We start from the raw sequence: 12,742 nt of genomic DNA on the forward strand, positions 1-12,742 counted from the left end.
GCCGATCAGGCGTTTGGCAGCCACAGGATGCGACCGACTAGCAGCGCAAGCGAGGCCAGCGACAGGATTTTCCAGGGGGCCGGTGGTGGCATGTGCCGCGCAAAGCTGTGATAACTGAGGCGTACCAGCGCACAGGCCAGCAGGCCGAGCAGGGCGCCGCCAATCAGGTCGCTGAGCCAGTGCACGCCAATCACCAGCCGCGACAGCGCCATGGGAACGCTGATCAGAATCGCCAGCCAGTAGGCCGGTGCCCGATGTCGCGGGGGCAGTCGGTCGGCGACGAACGCCGCGGTCAGTCCATAGAGCACCACAGCGGTCGAGACATGCGCGCTGGGGTAGGAAAACGAGCCGATCAGGTAATCGGGCGTATCGGGCCGCACGCGTCCGGCCAACTGCTTGAACAGCGTATTGGCCAGCGCGATGCCGCCCAGCGCACCGGCCATATGCAGCAGTACGGCATAGGCCCGGCGGTGCGCCAGCCATACCGCCCAGGGGGCCGTCAGGGCGAGCACGCCGAACGTGTCGCCGGCCTTGGCCATCCATTCGGCGACAGCTACCAGGGGGGCGAGTGATAGATCCCCCAGCAGGGCCTGCAGTTGCCGATCCATGGGCAGCGGGCCGCTTTGCTCCAATACCCACAGCGTCCAGCCGGACAGCGCCGCCAGGCTGATCAGCGCCAGCGCCAGCGAGGCCAGCGGCAGTTCCGCTTCGGGGCGTGTGGTGCGTAGCCAAAGCCACAGGCGGCGCAGTCGTGGATGACGGCGCGCCAGCCCGGCGAGCAACCGATAGCCACGTCCCTGGCGGGTAAGCTGGCTGCGCAGCAACGAGAAGACGATCGCCAGCGCGACGACGAGTATCGCCAGCAGCACCAGCCAGCGTCGGCTGCTGCTGGGCATGTCGAGCAATTGCTGCCAGGTGCTGCCCAGCAGGTAGCCTGGCAGTACATAGATCGGTGCCCAGAGCAGTGCCGAACCGATGTTGGACCACAGGAACGTGGTCGGTCGCATGTGCAGCATTCCGGCGATTAGCGGGATGATCGGGCGCACCGGACCGACGAAACGGCCGATCAATACCGACAGCACGCCATAGCGATGGAAGAAGCGCGCGCCGCGGGCCAGCCATTCGGGGTGGTTACGAAACGGTCGCAACTGTGGAATGCGCTGGCGCTGGTAATAGCCGAACGCAAAGCTGAGCCCATCGCCGATCACCGCGCCGACGAAGGCCGCGGCGAGCAGGGCGAAGATCGCCAGATCGTAGTGACCGGCCAGCGAGGCCGCGGCGGTGATCAAGATCACGCCGGGCACCAGCAGACCGACGACGGCCAGCGACTCGATCAGCGAGATGCCGGCGACGATCAGAAAAAGCCAGTTGGGTGAGGGCATGAAGCCACTTATCCATTCGGTCATGCTCAAAGGGCGGGCTCCATCAGTTTGAGGCCCGCGCTCAGCAGGCGCTGTTCGAAATGCTGGCGAGTTTCACCGGCGTGTAGGCGGCAAACTTGAATCCGCGACTGCAGGGTGCCGGTCTCGGCGATGACTTCACGATTCAGCGCATGCAGCAGGCGCTCGCGGACGATCAGTGCGCCGGCTTCCCCGGTGTCCGGCAGCAGCAGCCAGAACAACGAGCCCTGCTGACGACCCAGCAGATCGTGCTGGCGCGAGTTGGCCTGGATTGTCTGGCAGATGCGATCGAGCAGGGCGTGCAGCAGCGGGCGGCCGAACTGCTCGTCGGCCATTTCCAGTTGGGGGAGGTGAATGACCAGGGCGGCAAGCGGACGCCTGAGTGCCTTGGCCCGCTCGACCTCGGCGGCCATCCGGCGTTCGAGGGTTTCGCGCGACAGCGCGCAGCAATCGCGATCTCGGCGTACCGATCGATCGCACTGCTGGGCATGACGATGGCCCAGCCAGCCGGGCAACGAGGCCATGCCCAGCAGCGTCAGGTAGGCCAATGCCGCCGGCCCCAGCGTCAGGTCGGGGGCGGCGATGGCAAGCCACACCGGAGTCAGGAACAGGCTCAGCAGCAGCCCCGGGGCGAGCGGCAGCAGCAACAGCGTCAGTACCGGCGGCAGGCCCAGCCAGAATAGCGATAGCGTGGCTTGCTGGTGGGCCAGGTCGATGGCGACGATCAGGTAGCAACTGATCAGCACCAGATAGATGGGCAGGCGGCGGAACTCGGCATTGACCCAGCGTACGAACAGCGCCCCGCCGAGCATCAGGGTCAGTATCGCCGGCAGCAGGATATCGCTGTAGTGGCCCATCATGTACTGCCACAGCGCATAGCTGCCCATCAGCACCACGCCACTGACGTAGACCAGGCGGAACAACCAATCGGCCAGGCGCGAGCGGTCGTCGTAAGCCATTCAGGCTGACTCCTCGAGCACGATCAACGGACGCGACTGGTGGGCCAGGGCGCGTAGCTGTCCGGCCAGCTCGAGCCCCGGCGCCAGCGTGACGAAGCGAGCCTGGCTGATGCCCGGCAGTGCCGCTTTCAAGGCGTCGCGGCGCTGGCCGCCCTCCGTGGCGTCGCGGCTGATCAGCAGCGCGGCGAGGACGTGTCGGTCGAGCTGATAGCCGCTTTCGTAGCTGCGGGTATGGTCGACCAGCAGGCGCGCCAGTGTCGATGTGCGGCTCTTCTGGCGCACCAGCACCAGCATGCCATGGGTCTTCTCGCGCTGGCAGCGAGCGGTCTCCTCGGGCAGGTCCTGCTCGAGCTGATGGCGTGACCAGAACATGGCGTCCGGGATGCGCTCCGCATAGCGATGCTGAGTGCGCCAGCTGGCCTGCAGACTCAGGCTGCGGGCAATCGCCAGCAACCCCAGGGTGGCCAGCAGCAGCCCGGCGAGCACTCCCTGTTCGATGGGAAACGCGGTGCGGCTGTCGAAGTAGCTAAGTGTCGCGAGTGCGGCGTTGAGCGCCAGCAACCATGGGGGCTGCGGCAAGGCCAGCACGGCCACCCAGGCCCATAGCCACAGCAGGAAATATTGAGGGTCGAGCGCCAGCACCAGCGTCAGCACCAGCGCCAGCAAGGCCGGTAGCCAGGCGTTGGCGAGATGGATGCCGCCCGGCCGGGCATGGGTGACTATCACCAGCAACAAGGCACCGACGACCAGTACCGGCGCGGCCGACTCGCCCCGCCAGACCAGCGCCAACGCGAGGATCGACAGGGCGGTCAGCCAGACGATCAGCCGATAGGGGCCTTCTTTGAACTTGCGCTCCATGGTGGCTTACTATTGTGCTCCTTTCCGAGTAGCGGACACTGTACGATACCCGCCCCCCGGCGGCGACTCGTATCTGACTTTTTCGCCAACCCTGCGCCCGACGCACCGGCCCTGGTGGCGTGCGGCAGGCCGATGGAGACTTTTCGGACATGTCACCACAGTTCGCGACGACCGATGTCGCCTCCTACATGCAACAGCTGGGTCGCGAGGCGCGCCGTACCAGCAGTCAATTGCGGCGTGCCACCAGCGCGGCCAAGAATGCCGCGCTGGCGGCCATGGCGGCGCGCCTCGCGGCCTCCCGCGAGGCGCTGCTGACCGCCAACGAAAGCGATCTGGAGCGCGCACGGGCGTCGGGGCTGGACGCGGCGCTGCTCGATCGGCTGGCGCTCAGCGAGGCGCGCATCGAGGCGATGATCGAAGGCCTGCACCAGGTCGCCGCGCTGCCCGACCCGGTGGGTGCGATCGACGATCTGCGAACCCGGCCGAGCGGCATCCAGGTCGGCCAGATGCGCGTGCCGCTGGGGGTGATCGGGATCATCTACGAGTCGCGTCCCAACGTCACGCTCGAGGCGGCCAGCCTGTGTCTCAAGTCGGGCAATGCCTGCATCCTGCGCGGCGGCTCCGAGGCCCGCGAGAGCAACGCGGCGATCGCCGAATGCATCGTCGCCGGGCTCGCCGATGCCGGGTTGCCGGAAAGCGCGGTGCAGGTGGTGGCGATGACAGATCGCGCCGCGGTGGGGGAGTTGATCGCCATGCCCGAGTATGTCGACGTGATTATTCCGCGCGGCGGCAAGTCGTTGATCGAGCGGGTGGCGCGCGATGCGAAGGTGCCGGTGATCAAGCATCTCGACGGGGTGTGTCATGTGTACATCGATGCCAGCGCCGATCGCGACAAGGCGCTGGCGATCGCCGTCAATGCCAAGACGCAACGCTACGGCACCTGCAATACCTTGGAAACGCTGCTGATCGATGCGCCGGTGGCCGGCGAGCTGCTGCCCGAGCTGGCCGCGGCATACGCCGAACACCGCGTCGAGCTGCGCGGCTGTGAGCGTACCCGTGAGTTGCTGCCGGGAATCAAGGCCGCCGAAGAGGCCGACTGGTCGGCGGAATACCTGGCCCCGGTGCTGGCGATCCGTGTGGTCGATGGCATCGATGCCGCCATCGCGCACATCGAGCGCTACGGTTCGCACCACACCGATGCCATCGTCAGCGAATCCTATACGCTGAGCCGGCGGTTCCTTGCCGAGGTCGATTCCAGCTCGGTGATGGTCAACGCCTCGACGCGCTTCGCCGATGGTTTCGAATACGGCCTGGGTGCCGAGATCGGCATCTCCACCAACAAGCTGCACGCCCGGGGGCCGGTGGGCCTCGAAGGTCTCACGACCCGCAAGTACATCGTGCTGGGCGATGGCCAGATCCGTGAGTGACCGCATTTCGGGCGACGCCGCGCCGCGCATCGCCATGTTCGGCGGTACGTTCGACCCAGTGCATCTGGGGCATCTGCGCAGTGCCGTCGAACTGCGCGAGTGCCTGGCGCTGGATCGGGTCCATATGCTGCCCGCCCATGTACCGCCGCACCGGGAAGCGCCGGGAGTTTCGGCCGCCGAGCGCCTGGCGATGCTCGAGGCCGGCATCGGCGATACCCCGGGGCTGGTCGCCGACGCCCGGGAGCTGGATCGCGACGGCCCTTCCTACAGCGGCGAGACCCTGGCTTCGCTGCGTCGCGACTACGGCGAGCAGGCGCGCCTGGTGATGAGCGTGGGGATGGATGCCTTCCTCAGGCTGCATGAATGGCGCGAGCCGCAGCGCTTGTTCGAGCTGGCGCACGTGGTGGTGATCGAGCGTCCCGGTCATCGGGGCCCGCTGCCCGCTGCCCTGGCGCGGCTCGTCGCCGGTCGCGAAGCGGCGGATGCCGAGGCGCTGTTGCGTCGGCCGGCGGGCGGCGTGTTGCACGTGAGGCTGCCCAGCCGCATGGCGATCTCCGCCACCGGGTTGCGCACACGCCTGGCCGCGGGCCGCAGCGTACGCTATCTGTTGCCGGAAGCGGTGGAAGACTATGTTCGCTCACGCAATCTTTATCGGTCGTTGGAACCGTCGGGGTAGAATGGCGGTCTGACTAGACTGTTTCTTTAGAGGAGCTATGCAGATCGACGCACTCAAGACATTGGCAGTGGATGCCCTCGAGGAACTCAAGGGCCAGGATATTGCCGAACTCGACGTCGCGGCGCTGACCAGCGTCACCGATGTCATGCTGGTCGCCAGCGGTACCTCGTCACGCCACGTGGCGGCGCTGGCCAACAATGTGGTCGAGCGGGCCAAGGATGCCGGGGTACGGCCGCTCGGTGTCGAAGGGCAGAACGGCGCCGAATGGGTGCTGATCGACCTGGGCGATGTGGTGGTCCATGTCATGCAGCCCGAGACGCGGCGCCTGTACGATCTCGAACGACTGTGGGCCGATCTGCCCGCTGACAGCGAGGAGGAGGTGCGCGGAGGCCGGGCGTGAAGTTGAAGCTGCTGGCCGTCGGCACCAGGATGCCCGACTGGGTCGAGCGGGGCGTTGCGGAATATCGCCAGCGAATGCCGCGTGACTTCGCCCTCGAAGTGATCGAGATCGCTCCCGGTGCGCGTGGCAAGAATGCCGATGTGGCGCGTGCCGTGGCGCTCGAGGGACAGCGCATGCGCCAACGCCTGAACGGCGAACTGTGCGTGGCGCTGGAAGTCACCGGCCAGGCGTGGTCGACCGAGCGGCTTGCCGGCGAGGCCGATCGCTGGCGCCATTCGGGGCGTGATGTGGCGCTGCTGGTGGGCGGTCCCGAAGGGCTCGAGCCGGCACTTTCGGCGTCCGCCGATCAGCGCTGGTCGCTGTCGCCACTGACCCTGCCGCACCCGATGGTGCGGCTGATCATCGCCGAACAGCTCTATCGCGCCTGGACGCTGCTGGTTGGCCACCCCTATCACCGTTGACTGAAGGACGCAATGCAGCATCCACGCCACGAGCCTGCTTCGCCGCCTCGAAACGTCACCCTCGCCTTGTGGCCTTCGCATGCGTAAACGCCGTTCCGCGCTGAAGAATCCCGAACAGGAAGTGCGCATCTTCCGCAACCGCTCGTTGCTGGCGGTGGCGGTGGTCATCCTGCTGTCGGGCGGCCTGATGGCACGCCTGGTCTACCTGCAGATATTCCAGCAAGAAGCCTTTGCCACGCGCTCGGAGAACAACCGCGTGCGCGTCGAGCCGTTACCGCCGACCCGCGGCTTGATCTACGACCGCAATGGCCTATTGCTGGCTGAAAACCGGCCGACCTATAACCTGACCATCGTTCCCGAGCGGGTCGACGATCTGGGCGCGACGCTTGACCTGCTGGTCGGTATTCTCGAGCTTCCCGAGCAGCAGGAAGCGGTCTTTCGCAAGCGGGCCTATCAGCGTCAACGCCCGTATCAGCCGGCGTTGCTGATGAGTGAGCTCGACGAGCGCCAGATTGCACGGCTGGCGGTCAATCGCTATCGCTTGCCCGGGGTCGAGATCGAGGGCCAGTTGCTGCGCTACTATCCCAACCCGGTGCTGATGTCGCACGTGCTCGGCTATGTCGGCCGGATCAACGCCGAGGAACTCGCCGAGCTGGACAGCGGCGACTACGCCGGCACGCACTTCATCGGCAAGACCGGCATCGAAAAGCAGTACGAAGAACAGCTGCAAGGCGACGCCGGGCTGCGCCGGGTAGAGACCAACGCCCGGGGGCGGGTGCTGCGTGAGCTCGGTCGCACCGATCCCGAACCCGGCAAGAACATCACCCTGAGCATCGACGCGCGACTGCAGAAGTTGGCCTACGATCTCCTTGCTGACCGGCGTGGCTCGATCGTCGCCATCGATCCGCCGAGCGGCGAGATTCTCGCCATGGCCTCGTCGCCGGGCTTCAATTCCAACCTGTTCGTCACCGGCATCAGCTATGAAGATTACCGTGCGCTGCGCGAGGACATCGATCTGCCGCTCTACAATCGCTCGGTTCGCGGGCAGTACCCGCCAGCGTCCACGGTCAAGCCCTACCTGGCGCTGGCAGGGCTGGAAAATGCTGTGATCACCCCGCAGAAGACCATCTACGACCCGGGTTACTACAAGCTGCCCGGATTCGATCGGCGCTATAATAACTGGAAGCGCTCGGGGCAAGGTCGGGTCGACATGAGTCGTGCCATCGAGGTCTCCAACGACACTTACTTCTACAACCTGGCGAACTTGCTGGGAATCGATGCACTGTCCAGCTCCATGTCCCGCTTCGGCTTCGGCGAGGAGACCAGCTATGACGTGTACGGCGCTTCCCAGGGCTTGATGCCCTCGAGAAAATGGAAGCGCGAGAGCCGCAACCAGGTCTGGTTTCCCGGCGAGACGCTCTCGGTGGGCATCGGCCAGGGTTACTGGCTGGCCACGCCGCTGCAGATGGCGACCGCCATGTCGGTACTCGCCAACCGCGGCAAATGGGTGACCCCGCATCTCGCTCGCAAGATCGGCGACGAGATGGTCAAGCCGCCTCCCGCCAAGGAAGACATCAAGTTGCCCGACAAATGGTGGGATCTGGTCATCCAGGCGCTCGAAGCGGTCTTGAGCGGCAACGAGGGCACCGCGCGACGTGCCGGGAAGGGGCTCGAATACCGCATGGCCGGCAAGTCGGGAACCGCTCAGGTATTCTCCCTCGCCAACGACGAGCGCTACAACGCCGACGAACTCGATGAGCGTCTCCTCGATCATGCCCTGTTTACTGCCTTCGCGCCGATCGACGAGCCGCGGATAGCCGTTGCGGTGGTCATCGAGAACGCCGGTGGTGGCAGCTCGAACGCGGCGCCGCTGGCCCGTCAGTTGATCGATGCCTGGTTGCTGCCCGACAACACGGCGCTCGAACAGGCACAAAACGAGCTCACCCAGCGAGAAGACCATGAACCGACGCGATAGCGCCATGCTTCACTACCCGCGCCGCGCCAGCGTTCGTCGTCGTCGCACGCTGTGGTCGCGGATCCATATCGACCCCTGGCTGGGCGGGCTGCTGCTGGTGCTGCTGGGGGCCGGGCTGATCGTGCTCTACAGCGCCAGCGGCCAGCGCATGCCGGTGGTCACCGCCCAGGCCAGCCGATTCGGTATCGCGTTGGTGGCGATGGCGACGCTCGCGCAAATATCGCCCAAGACGCTATGCCGCTGGTCGCCGGTTGTGTACGCCATGGGGCTGGCGATGCTGGTGGCCGTCGAAGTCATGGGCGACATCGGCATGGGCGCGCAGCGTTGGCTGGAAATTCCCGGGTTGATTCGCTTCCAGCCTTCCGAATTGATGAAGCTGGCGATGCCGATGATGGTTGCCGCCTACCTGCAGCGCCAAGTCTTGCCGCCGAGGTTACGCGACATCGCGGTCTGCGCGATGATCATGGCCGTGCCAGTGGCCATGATCGCCAGGCAGCCGGATCTCGGCACCTCGCTGCTGGTGAGCAGCGCCGGGCTCTTCGTGCTGCTGCTGGCCGGCTTGTCCTGGCGCCTGATCGGCTGTCTGGTGGCGCTGGCGGGGGCGGCGCTGCCGTTGCTGTGGATCAACATGCTCGATTACCAGCGCCAGCGGGTCTTGACCTTTCTCAACCCCGAGAGCGACCCGCTGGGTTCGGGCTGGAACATCATCCAGTCGACCACGGCGATCGGCAGTGGCGGGCTCATCGGCAAGGGCTGGACGCTGGGCACCCAGTCGCAGCTGGAATTCCTGCCCGAACGGAAGACCGACTTCATCGTCGCGGTGCTCGGCGAGGAGTTCGGCCTGGTCGGCATGCTGCTGATCCTGACGCTCTACCTGCTGATCGTGGGGCGCGGCCTGTTGATGGCCAATGGCGCCCATGACAGCTATGGCCGGCTGGTCGCCGGCAGCATCATCCTGACGTTCTTCATCTACGTATTCGTGAATATCGGCATGGTCAGCGGTATCCTGCCGATCGTCGGCGTGCCGTTGCCACTGGTCAGTTACGGCGGGACCTCCAGCGTGACGTTGATGGCCGGTTTCGGTATTCTCATGTCGATTCACAGCCACCGACGGCTACTGCCCCGTTGAGGCGACGATGCCGCAAACGATCACTGGAGCGGAGATAGCCTATGCCTTCAGGACCTATGCCTTCAGGAGTAGCAGGACGATGAGCAGCCCCCTGCGTCACTATCGCCACCGTCGGCCTTTCAAGGCGGCGATCATCGTGCTTGGCGGTTGTCTGTGGAGTCTTGGTCTGCCAGCGTTGGCGGGAGAGAACTTCGCGCCGGATGGCCATCCCCGCGTACAGGCGTTGATCGATGAGTTGGCGGCGCGGGGTCTGCCCCGCGACTGGCTCGTCGCCACCCTGTCGCGCGCCGAGTTCCGCCAGCAGGTGCTCGATGCCATGGCCGGCGCGGCCGAGCGGCAGCTGCGCTGGGACGAGTACCGCGATATCTTCATCAAGCCCGAGCGTATCCAGGGTGGCGTCGACTTCATCGCGGCAAACCGCGAGGCCTTCGCGCGCGCCGAGGCCGAGTACGGCGTACCCGCCGAGATCATCGCAGCGATCATCGGTGTCGAGACCTTCTATGGGCGCTACACCGGCTCGTACAAGGTGCTCGATTCGCTGGCCACGCTGGCTTTTCGTCACCCTTCGCGGGGCGATTTCTTTCGCGGTGAACTGGCCGCCTTTCTCGAGATCAGCAACGAGCAGGGCGTCGATCCCGCCAGTCTGCAGGGCTCCTACGCCGGTGCGATGGGCTATCCGCAGTTCATTCCCACCAGCTATCAAGCCTACGCCGTCGACTTCGACGCGGACGGCAAGCGCGACTTATGGGACAACCCGGTCGATGCCATCGGTAGCGTCGGCAACTATTTCGCGCGCAACGGTTGGCAGCCCGGCGCGCCGATTTACGCCGAGGCGCGGGGGCCGGCGACGCCGCCCACGAGCATCGAATTCAATCAGGTGCGCCGCCCCTACATCAGCATCGCCGAGTTGAGCGAGCAAGGTATCGAGCCGGCGAGCGGGACAGCCGCCGCCGGGGCCCCGGTCATCCCGCTGGCTCTCGAGGTCGACGGGGGCAAAACCCGCTATCGTCTGGGCTACGAGAATTTCTACGTGATCACGCGCTACAACCGTAGTCATCTCTATGCGATGGCGGTGAGCGAGCTGGCCGAGCGGATCCGAGCGGCGCGCGAGGCCGGGGCATGAGGTGGGGCTGGTTACTGCTGCTGGGCGGTATCATGCTCCTGGCGGGGTGCGCCGGTGATGGCGGTTCGCGCCCCGAGGCGGGCTCGGGACGCTATGCCATGGCGAACGATGCCTATCCCGACGAGCCGCCCGATGTCTCCCGGGTTCCCAATGCGGTACCTCGGGTCGAGCCGCGTGCGGCGAGCGGCAACCGCTCCACCTATCAGGTCTGGGGCACCACCTATCGGGTCATGGACGACCCCCGCGGTTATGAAGCGGAAGGCATCGCTTCCTGGTACGGCAAGAAGTTCCAGGGCTATGACACGGCCAGCGGCGAACCCTACGACATGTACAAGATGACGGCGGCGCATCGCTCGCTGCCGTTGCCGACCTATGCGCGGGTCACCAATCTCGATAATGGTCGTACGGTGATCGTCAGAGTCAACGATCGCGGACCGTTCAAGGGCAATCGCCTGATCGATCTGTCCTATGCGGCGGCGGCCCGTCTGGGTATCCTGCGCAACGGAACCGGCAAAGTGCGGGTCGAGGCGATCGACCCTGTCGCCTGGCAGGCCGAGTATCGTCAGAATGGCGCGGACAAGGCCTTGGCAAGTGGCGAAACGTCGCCGGGAAAAGGGCCTGCGCAGCGTCCGGAAGAGACTCGACTCAAGGCGCCGGATGCACCGGTTCGTGCGGGTGGTGACGTCGCCAAGGCGCTGCCGGCCACTGGCCAGCCCCAGCCCGTCGCCGAGCCGGTGCAGGCCAGCGCAGCATCGCGGATCTATCTGCAAGTGGCGGCGCTCAGTTCGGCGGCTAGCGCCGAACGGCTCAAGTCACAATTGCAGCAGCAACTGGCGCGACCGGTGCGCGTCGCTCGCGATGATCGCCTGTACCGGGTCCAGGTTGGCCCGGTCGTTAATCAATCGGCGCTCAAGCGCCTGCGCAGCGAACTGCGTAAGGCCGGTTATGCGCAAGCCTTTTCGGTGAGTGCCGGGCGTTGAAGCCGCTTTACCATCACCATCCATCGAATCAAGCCACGAGAAACATTGTCATGAGATTGCCCGCTTTACCGTCACCGTCCTGGCATTGGCTGACTGCCGCCGTCACTGCATTGTTCATCGCGGCCCAACCCGCCCAGGCTCAGGACGCGGCGCCTCAGCCTGATCCGGCTCCCCAGCCCGATTCGGCGCTGCAGCAGACGCTGCCGGAGCCGATGATCCCCTCGCCGCCGACCCTCAATGCCTCGTCATGGATTCTGATCGATGCCAACAGCGGCGAGGTGCTGGCCGAGCAGAATGCCGACAAGCGGCTGCCGCCAGCCAGTCTGACCAAGATGATGACGGCCTACATCGTCGAGAAGGAGATCGACGACGGCAATATCAACGATCAGGATCTGGTCACGATCAGCAAGAAGGCCTGGCAGACCGGCGGCTCACGAATGTTCATCCGCGAAGGGACTCAGGTCAGCGTAGAAAACTTGCTGCGCGGCGTGGTCATTCAGTCGGGCAATGATGCCAGTGTCGCGCTGGCCGAGTACGTCGCCGGCTCCGAGTCGGCCTTCGCCGAGCTGATGAACCAGCAGGCGCAACGCCTCGGGCTCCAGAACAGCCAGTTCGCCAATGCCACCGGCCTGCCAAGTCCCGGGCACTATTCGTCGGCACGGGACCTGGCGACCCTCGCCAAGCACATCATTCAGGACTATCCGGAGCATTACCAGATCTACTCGGAGAAGTACTTCACCTACAACGGTATTCGTCAACCCAATCGCAACCGCCTGCTGTGGCGCGACGCGTCGGTCGATGGCCTCAAGACCGGGCATACCGAAGAGGCGGGATATAGCTTGGCGGCCTCGGCCAAGCAGGGCGAGATGCGACTGATCTCGGTGGTCATGAACACCGCTTCCGAGGAGGCGCGGGCGCAGGAAAGCCAGAAGCTTCTGAACTACGGCTTTCGCTTCTTCGACACTTTCCGTCTCTATCAGCGTGGCGCGGTCATCAATCAGTCGCGGATCTGGGGAGGCGCCCAGGATCAACTGAAGGTCGGCGTCTCCGAGGATATCTACCTGACCGTGCCCAAGGGGCGGCGCGACGAAATGACCGCGCAACTCAACCTGCCCGAGACCCTCGAGGCGCCGGTACAGGCCGGTCAGCAGCTCGGCACCCTGAACGTCAAGCTGGGTGACAAGGTGCTCATGGAACAGCCGCTGGTAGCGCTGCAGACGGTCGAGCAGGGCGGTTTCTTCAAGCGCATCTGGGACACCATCCTGCAGTTCTTCACCGGCCTGTTCGACTGATCCTCAGCGGGTGGCGCACGGCCCTCGGCCCGCGCCACCCTTGGTCGCCGCGAATAGGTTGA

The 12,742-nt window shown here is 65.4% G+C and carries 12 protein-coding genes; 9 read left to right on the forward strand and 3 right to left on the reverse strand.

All coding sequences use genetic code 11. From position 1 onward, the window contains the following. Positions 1-5: 5 nt before the first annotated feature. From K7I12_RS06995 to K7I12_RS07005, 3 genes are read right to left on the reverse strand one after another with little or no spacing between them, the layout of a single operon-like run. Positions 6-1,382 (reverse strand): bifunctional DedA family/phosphatase PAP2 family protein, encoded by a 1,377-nt coding sequence (locus K7I12_RS06995; RefSeq protein ID WP_231663671.1) that lies wholly within the window; start codon positions 1,380-1,382, stop codon positions 6-8. A 26-nt stretch (positions 1,383-1,408) separates the two neighbouring features. Further along, complete coding sequence (locus K7I12_RS07000; protein WP_051907364.1) at positions 1,409-2,359, reverse strand: diguanylate cyclase domain-containing protein; 951 nt, start codon at positions 2,357-2,359, stop codon at positions 1,409-1,411. After that, positions 2,360-3,217, reverse strand: a complete 858-nt coding sequence (locus tag K7I12_RS07005) for a hypothetical protein (RefSeq protein WP_031382944.1) — start codon at positions 3,215-3,217, stop codon at positions 2,360-2,362. A 149-nt stretch (positions 3,218-3,366) separates the two neighbouring features. On the opposite strand from K7I12_RS07005, the gene K7I12_RS07010 reads away from it, so the two are divergent. From K7I12_RS07010 to K7I12_RS07050, 9 genes are all read left to right on the forward strand, one after another. Then, on the forward strand, positions 3,367-4,644 hold the full coding sequence (locus tag K7I12_RS07010; protein WP_031382945.1) for a glutamate-5-semialdehyde dehydrogenase: 1,278 nt from the start codon (positions 3,367-3,369) through the stop codon (positions 4,642-4,644). Next, positions 4,625-5,320, forward strand: a complete 696-nt coding sequence (gene nadD, locus K7I12_RS07015; protein WP_031382946.1) for a nicotinate-nucleotide adenylyltransferase — start codon at positions 4,625-4,627, stop codon at positions 5,318-5,320. Before K7I12_RS07010 ends, nadD begins: the two co-directional genes overlap by 20 nt. 37 nt (positions 5,321-5,357) lie before the next feature. Next, the gene (gene rsfS / locus K7I12_RS07020) at positions 5,358-5,720 is read left to right on the forward strand and encodes a ribosome silencing factor (RefSeq protein WP_031382947.1); all 363 of its coding nucleotides are present in this window, start codon (positions 5,358-5,360) and stop codon (positions 5,718-5,720) included. Then, positions 5,717-6,181, forward strand: coding sequence for a 23S rRNA (pseudouridine(1915)-N(3))-methyltransferase RlmH (gene rlmH / locus K7I12_RS07025; protein WP_031382948.1), 465 nt, complete (start codon positions 5,717-5,719; stop codon positions 6,179-6,181). Before rsfS ends, rlmH begins: the two co-directional genes overlap by 4 nt. A gap of 79 nt (positions 6,182-6,260) precedes the next feature. Next, on the forward strand, positions 6,261-8,156 hold the full coding sequence (gene mrdA, locus K7I12_RS07030; RefSeq protein WP_231663673.1) for a penicillin-binding protein 2: 1,896 nt from the start codon (positions 6,261-6,263) through the stop codon (positions 8,154-8,156). Further along, entirely contained in the window at positions 8,140-9,285 is a 1,146-nt protein-coding gene (gene rodA / locus K7I12_RS07035) for a rod shape-determining protein RodA (protein WP_031382950.1), read from the forward strand. The genes mrdA and rodA overlap by 17 nt, the downstream gene beginning before the upstream one ends. Positions 9,286-9,364: 79 nt before the next feature. Then, the gene (gene mltB, locus K7I12_RS07040; RefSeq protein WP_231663675.1) at positions 9,365-10,408 is read left to right on the forward strand and encodes a lytic murein transglycosylase B; all 1,044 of its coding nucleotides are present in this window, start codon (positions 9,365-9,367) and stop codon (positions 10,406-10,408) included. Beyond that, entirely contained in the window at positions 10,405-11,388 is a 984-nt protein-coding gene (locus tag K7I12_RS07045) for a septal ring lytic transglycosylase RlpA family protein (protein WP_231663677.1), read from the forward strand. Before mltB ends, K7I12_RS07045 begins: the two co-directional genes overlap by 4 nt. A gap of 50 nt (positions 11,389-11,438) precedes the next feature. Further along, positions 11,439-12,680, forward strand: coding sequence for a D-alanyl-D-alanine carboxypeptidase family protein (locus K7I12_RS07050; protein ID WP_035575141.1), 1,242 nt, complete (start codon positions 11,439-11,441; stop codon positions 12,678-12,680). Positions 12,681-12,742: the final 62 nt, after the last annotated feature.

The sequence above is a fragment of the Halomonas sp. IOP_31 genome, from assembly GCF_021151495.1.
Classification (GTDB): domain Bacteria; phylum Pseudomonadota; class Gammaproteobacteria; order Pseudomonadales; family Halomonadaceae; genus Modicisalibacter; species Modicisalibacter zincidurans.